A 17,568-nucleotide genomic window follows, 5' to 3' on the forward strand; every position below is an offset into this window, starting at 1 on the left:
CGAGCGCGGATTGTTCTGCTATTCCTTGTAGAGGCCAAACAGCATCAAAAAAAACAATCAAATGTCTTATCTCGACAATATCCGCACATTCGTCCGTGTCTACGAGCTGGGCAGCATGTCTGCCGCCGCGCGCGATCTGCGGATTTCGCCTGCGGTCACGTCCGCGCGAATTTCCCAGCTTGAGGGGCATCTGAGCGTCCGTCTGTTCCAGCGCACCACGCGGAGCCTGACGCCGACCGAACAGGGCAGGGCGTTCTATGGCGGCGCTTGCGAGATACTGGAAAGCGTGGCGAATGCTGAAACCCAAGTGGTCAATATCACCGAAAATCCCAAAGGCGCGCTCTATGTGGCGGCCCCGTTAGGGGTTGGGCGGCGGTTGATTGCGCCACATGTGCCGGATTTTCTGGCACTTTATCCCGAAATCACCCTGCGACTGCGTCTGACGGATCGCAAAGTGGACCTGACGACGGAAGGTCTGGACCTCGCGTTCTTTCTGGGTGAGCCGGAGGATAGCAACCTGCGTATCCGCAAGATCGCTGATGTGCAGCGGATCTTGTGCGCCGCACCGGCCTATATTGCCAAGCGTGGAACCCCTGCCTCGGGCGACGATCTGATCGCGGACCGCCATGAATGTCTGAACCTGCGCTTTCCTGGTGCGTCGGAATTTCAATGGCGCCTGATGACGCAAGAGGGGCCGAAGAAATTTCGTGTCCAAGGCCGCTACGAATCCGATGATGGGGATGTGCTGACGGATTGGGCGCTGTCGGGTAATGGCATCGCGATGAAACCTGTCTTCGAAGTGGCCGAGCATATCAAGGCGGGCCGATTGGTGCCCGTTGCGACCAAGACGCCGCCCGTGCCGATCCAGATGGCGTGTCTGTTCACGCATCGGCGGCGGCAAGACCCAAAAACGCGCCTGTTTATGGATTTCGTGATCGACCGGATCAGCGCCGTCGTGCGCGGCGATCAGGACCCGCGGTAAGTGCTATAGCCGAAGGGCGAGAGCAGCAGCGGCACATGATAATGCGATGCGTCCGACATGCCAAAGCGGATCGGAATGATGTCCAGAAAACGCGGGTCTTCGGGCGGAGTGCCGACCGCATCAAGATAGGCACCTGCGTGGAACACCAACTCATATGTGCCGGTTGCGAATTGATCCGCAGGCAGGATTTGTTCATCCGTGCGCCCGTCATCATTCGTGACCAAGGTCTTGAGCAGGCTGCGCGTCTCGCCCGCAATCGCAAAAAGCTCAATTTTGAGGCCTTGCGCCGGACAACCGCGCGCCGTGTCCAGAACATGTGTTGTCAGATAACCGCTCATTGCGCTGCTCCTTTGATGCTGTTCCACTTAGTGCCAGAAAGGCAGATGAAGCGCAAAGCGACGCAAACAAGAGGCTCTTTCGCATATTTTTTGAAAAAGAAAATCATTGCTTTGCTTTATAGGAAATTAACTTTGAAGAGGAACATGGCTTGACCCGCTACCCCCGCGACATGACCGGATACGGACCCAACCCGCCCGCTGCCAACTGGCCGAACGGGGCGAAAATCGCTGTGCAGATCGTGCTGAACTACGAAGAAGGCGGCGAAAACAATATCTTGCATGGCGATGCTGCATCCGAGGCGTTTCTGTCCGAGATCACAGGTGCATCACCTTGGCCCGGCCAGCGGCACTGGAACATGGAATCGATCTATGAATACGGCGCGCGGGCAGGGTTCTGGCGTCTGCACCGTTTGCTGCGCGATCTGCCGATTACCATTTACGGTGTCGCCACCGCCTTGGCCCGTGCACCGGAGCAGGTTGCTGCAATGCAATCTTCCGGTTGGGAAATCGCCAGCCATGGCTTGAAATGGGTCGAGCACAAAGACATGCCCGAGGACGTGGAGCGCGCGCAAATCGCCGAGGCGATCCGCCTGCATACCGAGGTAACGGGTGCTGCACCACGCGGCTGGTACACGGGCCGCTGTTCCAACAATACCGTGCGTCTGGTCGCTGAAACCGGCCAGTTCGCCTATGTGGCCGATAGCTATGCCGATGATCTGCCGTATTGGATGCAGTTCGGCCGCACCGACCAGTTGATCGTGCCCTATACGATGGACTGCAACGATATGCGTTTTGGCATTCAGGCGGGGTTCACAAATGGCGACCAGTTTGAAAGCTATCTGCGTGACAGCTTTGATGTGCTTTATGCCGAAGGTGCCGCAGGTGCGCCCAAAATGCTGTCGATTGGTTTGCATTGCCGTCTAATGGGGCGTCCGGGCCGCGCGGCGGCACTGGCGCGGGTGATTGATTATTTCAAGTCACACGATGATGTCTGGTTCGCCACCCGCGAACAAATTGCAGATCATTGGGCGGCACAGCACCCTGCACCAAACGCTGTGCGCCCGTCTGAAATGGACCGCGACACTTTCGTTGCGGCCTTTGGCGGTATCTTCGAGCATAGCCCGTGGATTGCCGAAGGCGCCCATGCGCTTGAATTGGGGCCGACCCATGACACCGCCATTGGCGTGCACAGCGCGCTGGCGCGGGTATTCCGCTCTGGGTCCGAAGAACAGCGCCTGAATGTGCTCAAGGCGCACCCGGATCTGGCGGGCAAACTGGCGGCGGCGGGCAAACTGACGGCGGAAAGCACGGCCGAGCAGGCGGGGGCAGGGCTTGACCTGCTGACCGACGACGAACGCGCGGCGTTCCAGTCGCTCAACGCGCAATACGTCGCGCGGCATGGTTTCCCCTTCATCATCGCGGTGAAGGACCACGACAAGGCCTCAATTCTTGCCGCATTCCACCGCCGGATCGAGAATGACCGCGACACCGAATTCGCCGAGGCCTGCCGTCAGGTTGAACGCATTGCACAGTTGCGCCTGATCGAAAAGCTGGGCGCATGAGCACAGAATTGCATCTTGAACCTTTGACGAAAGAGGCGTTCGCACCGTTCGGTGATGTGCTGGATGTGGCGGGTGATCCGGACAAGATCATCAATCAGGGGCTTTGCGGGCGCTATCACGACCGCGCAAATATAGACATTGTCGACGGGCGCGCAGGGATCAGCCTTTTCAAGGCTGAGGCGCGGCAGTTTCCGATCACGCTCGATATGATGGAACGTCACCCGCAGGGCAGCCAGGCCTTTCTGCCGATGAGTTTTGATCCTTTCGTCGTCATGGTGGCCCCCGATCAGGGTGGCACACCGGGCCAGCCGCGCGCGTTTCTGACGACCGCAGGGCAAGGCATCAATTTTGCACGTGGCACATGGCACGGGGTGCTTACACCCATCCATTCGCCCGGCCTTTTTGCTGTTGTAGACCGGATCGGGGAGGGTCCGAACCTGCAAGAGCATTGGTTCGACACGCCATTCATCATCATGGAGTGAAAAGACATTTGCCGGCGGGAAGACTGGCGAAATCGTCCAAAGGGAGGGACAAGACTATGGCTGACAACGCAATCGGAACACCGGAGCAGCTCCGCGATCCGAACTATACACCGGCACTTCATCGGGCCATTCCGCTCGGTATCCAGCATGTGCTGGCGATGTTCGTGTCCAACGTCACGCCTGCGATCATTATTGCAGGGGCGGCAGGTTTCGGGTTCGGATCAGATGCGGGCGCCCAAGGGTTCCCTGACATGACCTACCTGATCCAGATGTCGATGCTGTTTGCCGGCATCGCGACATTGTTCCAGACCATCGGCTTTGGCCCCGTGGGTGCGCGTCTGCCCATCGTACAGGGCACCAGTTTTGCCTTTATTCCCATCATGATCCCGCTTGTGGCGGGCAAAGGCGTGGATGCACTGCCTGCGCTTTTCGGCGGTGTGATGATTGGTGGCCTGTTTCACATGCTAATTGCCACCTTCATCGGCAAAATCCGCTTTGCGCTGCCGCCGCTTGTCACCGGTCTGGTCGTCACTATGATCGGGCTGGCGCTGGTCAAAGTCGGCATCCAGTATGCCGCCGGTGGCGTGCCTGCGATCAATGCGCCGGAATACGGCTCGCTTCTGAATTGGTCTGCGGCTTTGGTTGTGATCTTTGTGACCCTCGGCCTCAAGTTCTATGCCAAGGGCATGCTGGCTGTTTCCGCTGTCGTGATCGGTATTCTTGTGGGCTATGTCTATGCGATGCTTATGGGGATGGTCACCGTCGAAGGGATCGCCGCAAGCTGGAACCGCGCTGCACCTATCGCATTCCCCAGCCCCTTCAAATACGGGTTTGAACTCAGCTTTGCCGCGATTATCGGGTTCTGCCTGATGGCCTTCGTCTCGGCAGTGGAAACCGTGGGCGACGTGTCGGGGATCACCAAAGGCGGTGCAGGGCGCGAAGCCACCGATAAGGAAATTACCGGCGCGACCTATGCCGACGGTTTCGGCACAGCCGTCGCTGGCGTGTTCGGCGGTTTTCCGAATACATCCTTCAGCCAGAACGTGGGCCTGATCGCCATGACCGGCGTGATGAGCCGCCATGTGGTGACCATCGGCGCGATCTTCCTGATCATCTGTGGCCTGATCCCCAAGGTGGGTGCTGTGATCAACACGGTCCCGATTGAGGTCTTGGGTGGCGGTGTCATCGTGATGTTCGGCATGGTGGTTGCAGCGGGTATCTCGATGCTTTCCGACGTCAATTGGAACCGCCGGAACATGGTGATCTTTGCGATTGCCCTGTCAATCGGTCTGGGGCTGCAACTGGATCCCAAGGCGGTGCAATACCTGCCCGATACGCTGCGCATCCTGATGACATCCGGCCTGTTGCCTGCTGCGGTGATTGCCATCGTGCTGAACCTGATCTTGCCAGAGCATTTGTCAGACGAAGCCACCGAGGAAGTCTCGGGCGGTATGACAGGACATGGCAATGGGTCGTTGCCCAAGTCGTAAATGCTAAAGGCATAAAGGAAGAAAGGCCCGGTCGGTTGACCGGACCTTTTTGTTAGGTTGCTTCGCGGTCAGCCCAGCCTGCAAAGATGCGTTCGAGAAAGATCACCGCGTAGTAAAGAACGATCCCGAGGAAGGCGAGCGCGATGAGCACGGCAAACATCAACGGATAATCTCCGTTGGTTTCGCCGGATTTGAACAACGCGCCAAGACCGCGCCCGTGCGGGCTGACAATCTCGACAAGGTTCGTGCCGATAAAAGCCAAAGTGGCCGAGACCTTCAGCGCGCCGAAGAATTCCGGCAACGTCTTGGGCAGGGCAATTTTCCAGAATATCGTGGCTTTCGATGCCCCCAATGCGCGCAGGATATCGCGGTATTCGGGCTCTAGCGTCGACAGTCCGATCCCGACAGAGACAGCAATCGGAAAGAACGAGATCATAAAGGCCATCAGCACCGTGTTGAAATCATGCTGCCCGATGAAGAGCAGCGAAATGACAGGGACTAAGGTTGCTTTGGGGATTGCGTTAAAGCCGATCAGCAGCGGATAAAGCGCATCGCGCGCGATCCGTGAAAAGCCGATAATCATGCCAATGGCGGTGCCCACGATCACAGCAAGGAAAAGACCCACCACCGTGCGCCAGAGCGTCTGCCAGCCCATCTCTAGAAACAGCTCTTTGTACTTCCAGAACGCAGGAGGGAGGTCAGAGGGTGAGGCCATTTTGAAGTTCGGCCAGCCATTGGCCCAGACCAACAGCTCCCACAGACCCAGAAAGATGATGATTGCGATGATCGGGGTGGCGATTTTACTGAACATCCGTGGTCACCTCGCGGCCTTGGGCGATCTTGATCTGGTCGCGCAGGATATGCAGCATATCGGCGGCCTTGGGGGTAAACAGCACATCCAGCGTGCGGTCGGCGGGCAGGTCCACGTCCATCACATATTGTGTGCGGGCAGGTCGGCCGGAGAGCACGATCACCTGATCGCCCAGAAACACGCTTTCGCGCAGATCATGGGTGATCAGCACGGCGGTGAAGGGTTCGGCAGCGCGCAGATCACGCATCGTTTGCCACAGGTCCTCGCGGGTGAAGGCGTCCAGCGCGCCAAAGGGTTCGTCCATGATCAGAACGTCGGGCTTATGCACCAGCGACCGGCAGAGCGAGGCCCGCTGGCGCATCCCCCCAGAAAGTTCCGAGGGGCGTTTGTTCTCAAACCCGACCAGCCCCACCATTTCCAGCAGTTCCATCGCGCGCGCCACACGGTCTTTGCGCGGCATACGGGGGGCTACAATTTCCAGCGGCAGAATGACGTTATCAAGGATTGTGCGCCATTCCAGCAGCACGGGGTTCTGAAACGCCATGCCCACCGTGTTGCGCGGGCCTTTGACGCGCTCTCCATGCAGCCAGACCTCGCCCTCATCGGGGGTCATGAGGCCCGCGACAAGCCGCGTCAGCGTCGATTTTCCGCAACCCGAGGGGCCGACGACGGCGGCGAATGTCCCTTCGGGCACAGTCACATCCAGACCGTCCAGAACTTCGAGCGGGCCATGGGCAGTCTTATAGGCGTGCTTGACGCCCTTGATTTCTATGAGATTTTCGATGGTCTTAAGCCTTGATGGAAAAAGGGCCGCTGCAATGTGCAGCGGCCCATTTGTTTTACTGCAACATCAACATATCTGCTGTGGGCAGATAGCTTCCATCAAAATAGAGCGACGCATCGGGTTCATTCACGAACTCGTAGACCGATTTGGTCTGCTCAATCGCGCTTGCCATGCGGGCCGCGTCAATCCCGCCCATACCGTTCGCCATCACGTAGTCGGTCAGCACATTGGCATCGATTGCCATTTGCAGGCGCTCGGTTTCAAGTGCGGCGTCGGCGGCAGGGTTGCGCTCGATCAGTGCAGCAATCGCAGCATCAGGTGTGGCAATCGCGTCTTTCCAGCCTTTCGCGACAGCGGCCAAAAAGCCGGTCACCAGTTCGGGGTTTGCTGCGGCAAAGTCTGTGTTCACGATGATCGCATTGCCGTAAAGATCCACGCCGTAATCTGCCATCAGCAGAACCGAGATGTCATCTTCAGGAATACCCAGACGCTTGAGGTTCAAGGTAGAAGAGAATGAAAAGCCGGTGATCGCCGCGACATTGCCTTCGGCCAACATCGGCTCGCGGGTTGGAAAGCCCACCGGCTCGACGGTGATTGCATCCACGTCCAATCCGGTCTCTGCGGCAAAGATCGGGAACTGCGCCCATGCGCCGTCAGGTGGCGGTGCGCCCAGAACTTTACCTTCCAGATCAGAGGGGGCCTCAACGCCCAGGGATTTGCGCCCAACCACGGCAAACGGCGGTTTGTCATAGACCATCATAACGGCGGTCACGGGTGCGTCGGGGTTCTGGTCAAGGAACCGCATGAGCGAGTTGATATCGGCGAAACCTACAGGAAACGCCCCTGTTGCCACTTTTGGAATGGCGTCAAGTGAGCCCGCACCTTCGCTGATGGTTACGGTCAGGCCCGCATCCGCGAAATAGCCCGCATCAAGGGCGTGAAAGTAAGGTGCCGCTGGCCCTTCGAATTTCCAGTCCAGCGCAAAAGGCATATCGGTTTGCGCGATGGCAGGTGAAGCGAGCAGGCTTGCAGCAAGCGCAAGCATCTTTTTGTCGAAAATCATTGGCATGTCCCGTGAAATTGTTACCGGCAAACACTATCAATGGTCGCCATGGCAAAACAGGGATCACGAAAGTCAGAGCCGTTCTGATGCACGTTTTTTAGATCACTGCACAAAGAATAAGCGATTTGGCCCGTTGCCGACTGCTTTCCTATGCAGTTTTTGCGCTTGGATCGCTATCGTGTGCCCCCGATGCGCAGATTCATGTGCCGGTTTACATCCTTATACAGCAGATAGCGGAATTTGCCCGGCCCACCGGCGTAACAGGCCTGCGGGCAAAAGGCGCGCAGCCACATGTAATCACCCGCTTCGACCTCGACCCAATCGTTGTTCAGCCGGTAGACAGCTTTGCCTTCCAGCACATAGAGTCCGTGTTCCATCACATGGGTTTCCAGAAACGGAATAACCGCACCCGGTTCAAATGTAACGACCGTCACATGCATGTCATGGCGCAGATCCGTCGGATCAACAAACCGCGTGGTGGCCCATTTGCCATCCGTGCCGGGCATGACAGTGGGCGGCACATCACGATCGTTTGTCACAATCACATCCGGCGTATCCAGGCCCGGGACAGGCTCATAGGCCTTGCGGATCCAGTGAAACCGCAACATCGCATCGTCCGTGTTGTGCAAGGTCCAGCCCGACGCGGGCGGCAGATAGGCATAGCCGCCCGGTTCCATCAGATGCGTTTCGCCCGCGACGGTCAGGGTTGCGGTGCCTTCGACGATAAAGAGCACGCCTTCAGCTCCGGCATCGGCCTCTGGCTGATCCGAACCACCGCCTGGCCCGACCTCCATGATGTATTGTGAAAATGTCTCGGCAAAGCCGCTCATCGGGCGTGCGATGACCCAAAGGCGGGTATTTTCCCAAAAGGGCAGATAGCTGGTCACGATATCGCGCATCGTCCCTTTCGGGATAACGGCATAGGCATCTGTAAAGATCGCACGGTCTGTCAGGAGCTGGTCCTGGCCTGGATGTCCCCCGGTAGGGGCATAATATTTGCCTGACATATCGGCTCCTGTCGGTTGTAATTACATAGAAATATGGGGCTGCAAGACATCAGACACCACCCGTTATCGTCAGACAAGGCTTATCGGATAAATTTGAAAATGACGCATGGATTTCAAACGGTATCGTATGATCGCGATGCTTTGAATGTTCATGCCGCAGGCGCCTGCGACGCGTCAAAAGCGGCTTAAGCTGTTCTTAAACCTCATCGTTCATAAGGCTGCCAAGCATTGCATATTCTGTGAGGGGCTAATGGGATTCTCGACTTCAATCGCACTATCGCGAAAACTACCGTCAATCATCGCTGCGCTTTGCGTGGTTGCCAGTGTCAGTATCGCCGTTGTCGGCTATCTGGATTTTCGACAGAATGTGTTTCAGGACGCGCGAAAAAATTTCCGTATCCTGACGGAAAGCCGCGGCAACAGCTTGGTCTCATGGTTTGAAAACATAGGGCAGAATGTTGCAAGCTATGCAAATGACCCGACGGTCGTCGCTGCACTGGGCTCGTTTGGCAGCTCATATGATCTGATGATTGATAGCGCCGGTTTGCGTGATGCCTATATCACAAATAACCCCAATCCGCCCGGCGAGCGTGCGCAGTTTGATCAGGCGCCTGAATCTGTTCCTTATCACTTCCAGCACGGGCGTTTTCACCCGTATTTCCGCGATATTGCGAAGACCGCTGGCTACTATGATTTCTTTTTGTTCAATCGCCGTGGCGATCTGATGTACTCGGTCGAAAAAGAGGGGGATTATGCGACAAACTTCGCTGACGGACCCTACGCCGATAGCGGCCTCGGCTCGGCATTCACTGCGGCGCGGGACGGCGAGCAGGGCCAGGTATATTTTGCTGACTTTGCGGGATATGAACCGGACGGCGGCGATGCCGCCGCTTTTCTCGCGACGCCGGTTTTCGATCAAAGCAATCAGTTGCTGGGGGTGGTAGCTGTACAGGTGCCGACAGGACAAATTGATGAGATATTCAATAATCCGCTTGGCATGGGCGACACCGGACGCATCTATGCAGTAGGACCGGACCTGCGGACGCGGAATGCGCCGCGTTTTGATGCCGCGGTCGGGCGTCTTTCGGATGTGTCGGACGCCACCCAAGTGAATGCGCTATTCAACGGTGGCGATACGTTTCAAGGTCTGACCACCGGGATCAGTGGTGATGATATGCTCTCCAAAGGCGCCTTGATCGACGTCTTCGGACAGACGTGGGCGATCATTGGCGAGATTACCTCCGCTGAAATCGAGACCCCTGTTATTGCGGCGCGCAATAAGATGATCCTCGTGACTGTGTTCGTCGTCGGTGTTTCTGCATTCTTGGGCTGGCTCACTGCGCGCTCGGTCGTGCGGCCCCTGGCCCGTCTTGGTGAGGCGATGGGCCGTGTTTCTGAAAAAGACTATGATGTTGATCTGTCGGATCAAAAACGTGGTGATGAAATCGGCAGCCTTTTCAATAGTCTGGATAATTTTCGGCAAAAATTGCGCGCGTCCGACTTGGCAGAGGAAGAACGCCAGGCACTGCAGGTGAAACAGGCAGAGGTCGTCAACCGGCTGAGTATCGCACTCACCAAACTTGCCGATGGTGATCTGCAACATAGGATCGAAACGCCGTTTGATGGCGACTATGATCAGCTGCGCCAGGATTATAACCGTACCGTACTTAATCTGAACAAGACAATCGGCTCTGTTGTCATCCGCTCGGGTGCGATCCGACAGCGGTCGGACGGGATGAGCCGCGCCTCGGATGATTTGTCGCGCCGCACAGAGAATCAGGCCGCGACACTGGAAGAGACAGCCGCGGCACTGGACCAGATGACCGCCAGCGTCAAATCTGCGGCCGATGGTGCCCGTCAGGTCAAAGAGGTTGTGGGCAGCGCACGTGATGACGCCGATAAAAGTGAGCCGGTGGTGAAAGATGCTGTGCGTGCCATGACGGAGATCGAAGGGTCCTCACAGGAAATTTCACAGATTATCGGTGTCATTGACGATATTGCGTTCCAGACAAATCTGCTGGCGCTGAACGCGGGCGTTGAAGCGGCGCGCGCTGGCGAGGCGGGACGTGGCTTTGCCGTTGTCGCGTCAGAGGTGCGAGCGCTTGCGCAGCGTTCTTCGGACGCGGCCAAACAGATCAAATCATTGATCAGTGAAAGCTCCGGTCAGGTCGAGCGCGGTGTGACGCTTGTTGGGCAAGCCGGTGAGGTGCTGACAAAAATTGCAAGTCATATCAATCATATCTCTGATCTTGTCGCCGAAATTGCATCAGGCGCAGAAGAACAGTCAATTGGTCTTGGCGAGATCAACATCGGTGTGACCCAGCTCGACAAGGTGACACAGCAAAACGCAGCAATGGTGGAGGAAGCAACTGCCAGTAACCACGCGTTGAATGGCGATGCGGCGCAGCTTGAGGAACTGGTCACGCATTTCCGCCTCGATGAAACAGCAATTGGTGGTTCCGCCGTTCAGGACAACATTATGCAATTTGTCCCGCAACCGGCACAGCAGACCCCTGACTTGCCTTCCTATCACGATGCAAGGCCCGCAGTCGCCAAAGTAAGTGGTGGAGGCGGTGGCCGCGAAGATATCTGGCAAGATTTCTGATCTGCCCGACGACCCTTTGGTAGACCAAGTTTTGCCGCGCGTTTTCAATGAATGCGCGGCATCCGCGTTTGTGTTTAAGCCAATTCAGCCACGGAAATCTTGTGAAACTATGGGGAATTGGCTCCGACGGTAGGGATCGAACCTACGACCAATTGATTAACAGTCAACTGCTCTACCGCTGAGCTACGTCGGAACACTCGGGCCCATATAGCAACGCGATTCCGAGACGTCCAGAGGGTTTTGCAGTGTTTTTGCGAAACTTTTCAAATGCATCGTTTTGCGCTCAATTGTACCTTTCATGTGCGGCATCGGTGCGGTTTTGGCGCGCATTGCATCGCGTTTTTGCGACAAAGCTGCTCCTATCGTATTTGGCTGTGATGATGACCTTATATTGCGCCCATGCTGCCCGCATCCGAAAGGCGAATGAAAGCAGTCATGCGTTGCGATGGCCCGCCACAGATACGGCCACCCAAAGAGAAGATCATATCTGATATAATCCGCCCCCGATCCCGGCCTTCCACAAAGTACGCCGCTGTTATGCGCACGCGCTGCAAGGCCAACAAGAGGTGTTGCAATCCCATATGAGATTTGGGTGGTTCGCGCGTCCCAGCGCGCAGCGGCGTGCTGGCGACAGGGGCAATCCTGCGGACGGACGTTGTGTGCTGACATGTTCGGCGCGTGCCTTACTGGCTGCCTTCAGACCGACGTTCCGGCTTTCCAGTGCGATCAACTGAGCGGTAAGAACGCGACAGCGTAAGGCGTCGGTTTCTTGGCATGCATCAGCAATCCTTTGTCTTTGATGCGCCTTGATCCGTGCCGGCGTCAGGACCGAGAAATGCCCGAGCGGCAGGTTGGGAGCTGTCTGCGCGGAAACGGCGAACGGGCGCTATCGCGGTCATTGTTGTCAAAGTCATTCAGAGGCAGCACAGACTTCCGGTGCACCGGAAAGCCGATTATTCCACTTTCGCAGCGGCTGAACCCGTCACAGCTGAAAGCATGACCGCGCGGCTATTCCCGCAGCGCGAATGTTGCACCTGTTGCCAATTGCGGCGCGGCACTGACGATGCCACGTGTGTAGAGGTCGACCAGATGTGCAAAGACGTTCCGCTCTGCGGCCTGGGCCAGGCCGTGCGCAAGGTCGTGATAAACAGCGCTAGTAATCTGGGCAGGGGTCGCAGGTTTTTCGGTGAGCGTTGAAATGATCTGCATCTCGCGCGTTTTGCGGTGCGCAATCAACCAGGCGAGCCGCGCCGCTGGCTGCATGACCGGGGCGCCATGGCCGGGGTAATAAATGCGTGCGTCATGCCCCTGCAGTTTCGTGCAGGAGGCCATGAAATCGCTCAGGTCCCCGTCAGGTGGTGAGACCAGCGAACTGGCCCAGCCCATCACGTGATCGCCGGTAAAGATCGCGTCATTCCAGACATAGCAAAGATGGTTCCCGATATGTCCCGGCGTATGCAGCGCGGTGATCTCGCCCCACGCCCCTGATAAAACGTCGCCATCTCTCAGCGCGCGATCAGGCGAAAACCTGTGGTCGATACCTTCGCCGCCACCGGCGAGCCCTTCTTCGGCCAGCTGCTGCATCACGGCGCTGCGTCCTGCGCGACTGTCCCCGAAGGCATAGGTCGGTGCGGCCAGTCTGTCGCGCAGAGTTGCGGCAAGTGGCGAATGGTCCAGATGGCTATGCGTCAGCAGGATATGTGACACAGGGCGTCCCGCAATCGCCGCCTCCACAGCCGCGAGATGGTTCGGGTCGTCCGGCCCGGGGTCGATGATGGCAAGCGTATCACGCCCCAGAATATAGGTATTCGTGCCCAAATAGGTCATGGGCGAGGGGTTTGGCGCCAGAACCAGGTGCAAGTCCTCCGCAAGCGCTAGCGGTTTGCCTGCAATGGGTGCAAAATCCGCCATCACAACCGCTTTCCGTTTTGTCGATGGCAGGGTAGCGTAACGGCATGTTCTTTGGTTGGCTCAAGAAATATATGCCGCGAGGCATTTACGCGCGCGCCGCGTTGATCCTGGTTTTGCCTATTCTGCTGTTGCAATTGCTTGTCTCGGTTGTGTTTATCCAGCGCCACTTTGAAGGTGTCACCCGCCTGATGACAAGTGCCGTGAATATTGAATTGCGCTTTCTGGTGGATACCGCAAACAGCGCGGCGACGCTCGCGGACGCACGTACAGCCCTTGGGCGCATCGATGAACCCTTGGAAATCGGCACGGTTCTGCCTGCAGACGATGTCATCACGGAGGATATCCTCCCTTTTGTCGATCTCACGGGCGGTACTGTGATTGAAACGCTGCGCGCGGGTGTCAGTGATATTCTGGCGGTATCGCTGGAACGGCGCAGCAGGGTGGTGGTCTGGGTACAGACCCGCTACGGGCCTTTGCGCATGGAACTGCGGCGTGCGCGTGTATCGGCGTCAAATCCACATCAGTTGCTCGTGATTATGGTCGTTTTGGGCGGTATCATGACGGTGATTGCCTATGTCTTTTTGCGCAACCAATTGCGTCCGATCAAACGTATGGCCCGTGCCGCGACAGATTACGGCAAGGGCCGGATCACCCCGTTTACGCCATCCGGCGCGATCGAGGTGCGTGCCGCTGGCATGGCATTTCTTGATATGCGGAACCGCCTCGAGCGCCAGACCCAAAGCCGGACGATGATGCTCTCGGGGGTCAGCCATGATTTGCGCACACCGCTGACCCGTATGCGGTTGGGCCTTTCCATGCTGGACCCGCAGGATGCCGCGCCGCTTGCACATGATGTGGATGATATGGAGCGGCTGCTGGATGCATTTCTGGACTTCGCCCGTACCGACGCCGAAGACAGTCTTGAACCGACGATACCAAGGCAGATCATTGCGGATGTTTTGGCTGATGCGACACGCATGAAGCAGGAGGTGACACTGGGGGCGATTGAGGGGGCGGACGAAAAGGTCGGCCTGCGCCCGCTGGCGATCCGCCGTGCGCTGAACAACCTTATCGGCAATGCGCTGCGCTATGGCACAAAGGCCGAAATTGGCGTCAGCGTCACGGATCGTGCGGTCCGGTTCTGGGTCGAGGATGACGGTCCCGGCATTCCGCCAGACCGCTATGATGAGGCATTGAGCCCTTTCGTCCGCCTTGATCCGGCGCGCAATCAGGACAAAGGCAGTGGTGTCGGCCTTGGCTTGTCGATCGTTGCCGATATCGCGCGAACCCATGGCGGGGTCCTGCGTCTTGGCGTCAGCGAGCGGCTTGGCGGGTTGAAGGCCGAGTTGGTTCTGGCGCGCTAGGGATTGTCCACCGCGTCTTGCAACATGGCATCGCTCCACGCACCGAGAAATGCGTTTCTGTTCAGCTTATCGAGATAGACGAGGAGTGCGGGGCCAAGCCGGATCGGGCCATAGGCGCGGGCTTCGGGTGTTTGGGCGGCACCCAAGGGGGGCAGGGCCCAAACGCGGGACTGTTCGCGCATCCCTTCTTGCAGCAGGTGGTCGATAAATAGTCCCGCGCTGGCGGGTTGCGTGGCCGTTGCAGGGATGAGGGCTGTGCGCAACATCACCGTGGCATAGTCCTGCAGGTCCAGAATTTCCAAACGGTCATCACGTGCGATCCGTTCGGCGGCATAAGACCCCAGCACGTTGTAGGCGAGGGACAATCGGCCTGCGGCAACATCATCGATCATCTGCGCTGAACAGCAATAAAGCGCCGTACCACGCAATCCCATCAACTCGGACAACCGCCAGTAGGTATCGGAATTGCGTGCTTCTTGGGTGGCAAATAGATAGCCCAAACCGCTCGTGCGGACATCATAGGTGCCAATCGCATTCTGAAAAACGGCGGGGTTCTGGCGCAGCAGCGCGATCAGGTCTTGGCGCGTTGTAGGCCGTTCCATACCTGCAAAAGCCGCGCGCGAGATGACCGCAACGGCGGGTTCAGCCGTGAAGGCAAAGACCTGATTGCGCCACTGTGCCCAGACGGGCAGGGCTTGCGTGACGGGGGAAGTATAGGCCTGTGCCGCGCCATCATTGGCCAGCTGGAATTGCAGGTCCATCGCCGATGAGATGGCCACATCAAAGACCGCACCCTGCGTAATGGCGCGATGCAACTCGGCGCTTGAGGTCACCGAATAATCGATTCCGATCGTGGGGTTTTCAGCCTGGAATGCCAGTATAAAGGGCTCAAAAACCTCAAGGTCGCCGGTCGAGATCACTTTGAGGACAACCCCACCCCTGCCGGGGTAGAATTTCTGGTCTTCAAGCTCCAAGGCGGCCAAAGGCCCGCCCAGACAAAGCGAAAGTGCTGTCGCAATCAGGCTGCGGGCAAGATCAGGGAAACGCATGCGCCTGCTCCATCATCAGGGTTTGTTAACGTGATACGGCCACCGTGGGCGTCCAGCACTTCTTTTGCGATGGTAAGCCCCAGACCGGACCCGACGATTTGATCCACGTTGGTGCCGCGCTGAAAGCGCGCGGTCAGATCCGGTAAAGAGGGCGCCGAAAATCCGCGGCCATGGTCGCGGATTGTCAGCCGCCAGAATTTGTCGTCCATGCGGTCAAGGGTGACGTTGATGTCAGTTTCCGCAGGCGAATACTTCACGGAATTGTCCAGAACATTGCGCAGCGCACTTTCCAGCAAAATGGCATCCCCGCGCACATCAGCGGGGCCTTTGCAATTCAGATTGATCGCGATGTCTTTCATGTCGGCGGTCGGGGCAAGCCCGTCCGACACACGCGCGGCCAGTTCTGCCAGATCAACGTGGTCCTGTGCCAATGCATCGGCACGGAAGCTGACGGTAGCATGATCCAAAAGCTGGCTGGCCGAGCGCGAGCTTTCGTCAACCGCGCGGATAATGCGCCGGAGCATCTGTTTCTCTTCGTCTTTTTCTACCGTGTGCAGTGCAAGTTCTGCCTGCACCCGTACAGTGGCCAAAGGTGTGCGTACGCGGTGTGCGGCTTCGGCGATAAACTCCTCGGAGCGCCGGATGGAGTGCCCCAACCGTTCCATCAGACGGTTGAGGGCAATCAAAAGCGGAGACAGTTCCGCGGGAACCTGGCGGCGCAAGGGACGCAAATCGGCCGGGCCGCGCCGTGATACGGCCTGTGCAAAGCTGTTAAGCGGCTTTAATGCGTTGCTTGCCGCAACGGCCCCGAGCCCCACGGCAAGCACAAAGAGCGCCACCGACAGCCCTGCGGCTGTTTGTGACAGCTCGGATCCAATCGCGTCCACCCCGGTGCGGGTTTGCGCCACGGTCACCAGAACCGGCACGGGCTGTTGGCCTGCCAGAACCGTGCGCTGGACGGTGACCGCGCGCACGGGGTCGCCGCGATAATTGATTGTGCGGACAGTCACCGCACCGGAGCGGCGGACAGGGCCCGCAGGCTCGGCCAGATCGTCATAGCCGGTGAGTGTCACGCCCTCGGCGGACACGCGATAGAACACGCGGTCCTGACCGATCGCATCCAGCATCGCAAAGGCCGAGTAGGGCAGTTCCAGCAAAATCGTGCCCTGTTCACTGCGCAATGCCTCGGCGATTGTGGTAGCCGAGGCGACAAGCACGTTGTCTTGGGTCTGCTCGGCGGCTTCGCGTGCGAAGGTCGTGACTGTCCACCATGACAGGACAGCCAAAACGGCCGCGACCCCCGCAAGCAGAATCGTCAGGCGTTGACCGATCGAGCGCCACCAGAACGGCAGCGATTTGGCGGTATTCATGGCCATGTCATCCGGTATCCGATGCCGCGCACAGTTTCGATCTCGACCCCGGCCTCTTGAAGTCTTTTGCGCAGGCGGCCAACATAGACCTCAATGGCATTCTCACTAACCTCGGCATCCTGCGAAAACAAGCGGTCCAGCAGTTGGGTCTTGGACAGGATCTGCCCCTTGTTGCGCGCAAAGACTTCGAGCAGGCGCAGTTCGCGATTGCGCAACGGGAGTGTCTCGCCGTTTTGCTGCAGCGTGCCACCTGATGGATCAAAGAGCGCGGTGCCCAGTGGAATGAGCGCCGGTGTCGGGGTGCCGCGACGGCGCAGAACCGCGCGACATCTGGCTTCTAACTCGCCGAAATCAAATGGTTTTGTGATGTAGTCATCTGCGCCGAGATCAAGCGTATCAACGCGGTCGGACACTTGGCTGCGGGCGGTGAGTACGATGACCGGCAGCCGCTCTGCGGTGCGGGTTTTACGCAAAAATTCGCGGCCGTCACCGTCAGGCAACATCACATCCAGCAGCATCAGGTCGTAATCCGCAATGGCCAGCCATTCTTCGGCCTCGGCCAGTGTCATGGCGTGATCCACGGCATGCCCGTCAAGCGACAAACGCGCGATCACAGCCTCGCCCAATTCTGCGTTATCCTCAACGAGCAAAAAGCGCATTGATCGTTCTCTCCTCGGTCCGCGCAACCCGATATCCGGTGTCGCGTGAATTAATTCATCTGGTGTCAGGCTCGTGTCAGCTTCGCATGCG

15 protein-coding genes and 1 tRNA gene are annotated in these 17,568 nt (G+C 58.0%); 6 read left to right on the plus strand and 10 right to left on the minus strand.

The features are described from left to right. Positions 1–61 precede the first annotated feature (61 nt). On the plus strand, positions 62–982 hold the full coding sequence (locus tag B0B09_RS03260) for a LysR family transcriptional regulator (RefSeq protein ID WP_076658348.1): 921 nt from the start codon (positions 62–64) through the stop codon (positions 980–982). Here B0B09_RS03260 and uraH read toward each other — a convergent pair. Continuing rightward, positions 967–1,320 carry a hydroxyisourate hydrolase gene (gene uraH, locus B0B09_RS03265; RefSeq protein ID WP_076658349.1) on the minus strand — a complete coding sequence of 118 codons (354 nt, stop codon included), beginning with the start codon at positions 1,318–1,320 and terminating at the stop codon, positions 967–969. The genes B0B09_RS03260 and uraH overlap by 16 nt on opposite strands. 149 nt (positions 1,321–1,469) lie before the next feature. Between uraH and puuE the strand changes: the two genes are divergently transcribed. Genes puuE through B0B09_RS03280 form a run of 3 tightly spaced genes read left to right on the plus strand, consistent with a single transcriptional unit; the run spans position 1,470 to position 4,854 of the window. After that, a complete protein-coding gene (puuE, locus tag B0B09_RS03270; RefSeq protein WP_076658350.1) occupies positions 1,470–2,882 on the plus strand; it encodes an allantoinase PuuE in 1,413 nt (470 codons plus the stop codon). Then, positions 2,879–3,364 (plus strand): ureidoglycolate lyase, encoded by a 486-nt coding sequence (locus B0B09_RS03275; protein WP_076658351.1) that lies wholly within the window; start codon positions 2,879–2,881, stop codon positions 3,362–3,364. Before puuE ends, B0B09_RS03275 begins: the two co-directional genes overlap by 4 nt. A gap of 56 nt (positions 3,365–3,420) precedes the next feature. Next, positions 3,421–4,854, plus strand: coding sequence for a nucleobase:cation symporter-2 family protein (locus B0B09_RS03280; protein WP_076658352.1), 1,434 nt, complete (start codon positions 3,421–3,423; stop codon positions 4,852–4,854). A gap of 52 nt (positions 4,855–4,906) precedes the next feature. Here the strand turns inward: B0B09_RS03280 and B0B09_RS03285 are convergent, their stop codons facing one another. The 4 genes from B0B09_RS03285 to B0B09_RS03300 form a co-directional block, all read right to left on the minus strand. Then, positions 4,907–5,665 carry an ABC transporter permease gene (locus tag B0B09_RS03285; RefSeq protein WP_076658353.1) on the minus strand — a complete coding sequence of 253 codons (759 nt, stop codon included), beginning with the start codon at positions 5,663–5,665 and terminating at the stop codon, positions 4,907–4,909. Next, the gene (locus tag B0B09_RS03290) at positions 5,655–6,449 is read right to left on the minus strand and encodes an ABC transporter ATP-binding protein (RefSeq protein WP_055292726.1); all 795 of its coding nucleotides are present in this window, start codon (positions 6,447–6,449) and stop codon (positions 5,655–5,657) included. The genes B0B09_RS03285 and B0B09_RS03290 overlap by 11 nt, the downstream gene beginning before the upstream one ends. 55 nt (positions 6,450–6,504) lie before the next feature. Further along, positions 6,505–7,512: an ABC transporter substrate-binding protein gene (locus B0B09_RS03295; protein ID WP_110549916.1), complete on the minus strand. Its 1,008-nt coding sequence runs from the start codon at positions 7,510–7,512 to the stop codon at positions 6,505–6,507. Positions 7,513–7,685: 173 nt separating this feature from the next. Beyond that, the gene (locus B0B09_RS03300) at positions 7,686–8,519 is read right to left on the minus strand and encodes a bifunctional allantoicase/(S)-ureidoglycine aminohydrolase (RefSeq protein ID WP_076658354.1); all 834 of its coding nucleotides are present in this window, start codon (positions 8,517–8,519) and stop codon (positions 7,686–7,688) included. 250 nt (positions 8,520–8,769) lie between these two features. Between B0B09_RS03300 and B0B09_RS03305 the strand changes: the two genes are divergently transcribed. After that, positions 8,770–11,124, plus strand: a complete 2,355-nt coding sequence (locus B0B09_RS03305; RefSeq protein WP_076658355.1) for a methyl-accepting chemotaxis protein — start codon at positions 8,770–8,772, stop codon at positions 11,122–11,124. A gap of 118 nt (positions 11,125–11,242) precedes the next feature. On the opposite strand, the gene B0B09_RS03310 is transcribed toward B0B09_RS03305, so the two are convergent. Then, positions 11,243–11,317: transfer RNA gene (locus B0B09_RS03310), tRNA-Asn, on the minus strand. A gap of 815 nt (positions 11,318–12,132) precedes the next feature. After that, a complete protein-coding gene (locus B0B09_RS03315) occupies positions 12,133–13,035 on the minus strand; it encodes an MBL fold metallo-hydrolase (RefSeq protein WP_076658356.1) in 903 nt (300 codons plus the stop codon). A gap of 44 nt (positions 13,036–13,079) precedes the next feature. On the opposite strand from B0B09_RS03315, the gene B0B09_RS03320 reads away from it, so the two are divergent. Continuing rightward, the gene (locus B0B09_RS03320) at positions 13,080–14,399 is read left to right on the plus strand and encodes an ATP-binding protein (RefSeq protein ID WP_076658357.1); all 1,320 of its coding nucleotides are present in this window, start codon (positions 13,080–13,082) and stop codon (positions 14,397–14,399) included. Here B0B09_RS03320 and B0B09_RS03325 read toward each other — a convergent pair. From B0B09_RS03325 to B0B09_RS03335, 3 genes are read right to left on the minus strand one after another with little or no spacing between them, the layout of a single operon-like run. Further along, complete coding sequence (locus B0B09_RS03325; protein WP_084190716.1) at positions 14,396–15,448, minus strand: ABC transporter substrate-binding protein; 1,053 nt, start codon at positions 15,446–15,448, stop codon at positions 14,396–14,398. The genes B0B09_RS03320 and B0B09_RS03325 overlap by 4 nt on opposite strands. Further along, positions 15,418–16,818: a sensor histidine kinase gene (locus tag B0B09_RS03330; RefSeq protein ID WP_076658358.1), complete on the minus strand. Its 1,401-nt coding sequence runs from the start codon at positions 16,816–16,818 to the stop codon at positions 15,418–15,420. Before B0B09_RS03330 ends, B0B09_RS03325 begins: the two co-directional genes overlap by 31 nt. After that, on the minus strand, positions 16,815–17,477 hold the full coding sequence (locus B0B09_RS03335) for a response regulator transcription factor (protein WP_076658359.1): 663 nt from the start codon (positions 17,475–17,477) through the stop codon (positions 16,815–16,817). The genes B0B09_RS03330 and B0B09_RS03335 overlap by 4 nt, the downstream gene beginning before the upstream one ends. Between the last annotated feature and the right edge of the window lie 91 nt (positions 17,478–17,568).

The organism is Yoonia rosea (assembly GCF_900156505.1).
Classification (GTDB): domain Bacteria; phylum Pseudomonadota; class Alphaproteobacteria; order Rhodobacterales; family Rhodobacteraceae; genus Yoonia; species Yoonia rosea.

Excerpts from the sequence above, each read along its gene's own strand:
- B0B09_RS03260 (WP_076658348.1), top strand. The coding sequence starts at position 62 with ATGTCTTATCTCGACAATATCCGCACATTCGTCCGTGTCTACGAGCTG.
- uraH (WP_076658349.1), bottom strand. The coding sequence starts at position 1,320 with ATGAGCGGTTATCTGACAACACATGTTCTGGACACGGCGCGCGGTTGT.
- B0B09_RS03275 (WP_076658351.1), top strand. The coding sequence starts at position 2,879 with ATGAGCACAGAATTGCATCTTGAACCTTTGACGAAAGAGGCGTTCGCA.
- B0B09_RS03280 (WP_076658352.1), top strand. The coding sequence starts at position 3,421 with ATGGCTGACAACGCAATCGGAACACCGGAGCAGCTCCGCGATCCGAAC.
- B0B09_RS03285 (WP_076658353.1), bottom strand. The coding sequence starts at position 5,665 with ATGTTCAGTAAAATCGCCACCCCGATCATCGCAATCATCATCTTTCTG.
- B0B09_RS03295 (WP_110549916.1), bottom strand. The coding sequence starts at position 7,512 with ATGATTTTCGACAAAAAGATGCTTGCGCTTGCTGCAAGCCTGCTCGCT.
- B0B09_RS03300 (WP_076658354.1), bottom strand. The coding sequence starts at position 8,519 with ATGTCAGGCAAATATTATGCCCCTACCGGGGGACATCCAGGCCAGGAC.
- B0B09_RS03305 (WP_076658355.1), top strand. The coding sequence starts at position 8,770 with ATGGGATTCTCGACTTCAATCGCACTATCGCGAAAACTACCGTCAATC.
- B0B09_RS03315 (WP_076658356.1), bottom strand. The coding sequence starts at position 13,035 with ATGGCGGATTTTGCACCCATTGCAGGCAAACCGCTAGCGCTTGCGGAG.
- B0B09_RS03320 (WP_076658357.1), top strand. The coding sequence starts at position 13,080 with ATGTTCTTTGGTTGGCTCAAGAAATATATGCCGCGAGGCATTTACGCG.
- B0B09_RS03325 (WP_084190716.1), bottom strand. The coding sequence starts at position 15,448 with ATGCGTTTCCCTGATCTTGCCCGCAGCCTGATTGCGACAGCACTTTCG.
- B0B09_RS03330 (WP_076658358.1), bottom strand. The coding sequence starts at position 16,818 with ATGAATACCGCCAAATCGCTGCCGTTCTGGTGGCGCTCGATCGGTCAA.
- B0B09_RS03335 (WP_076658359.1), bottom strand. The coding sequence starts at position 17,477 with ATGCGCTTTTTGCTCGTTGAGGATAACGCAGAATTGGGCGAGGCTGTG.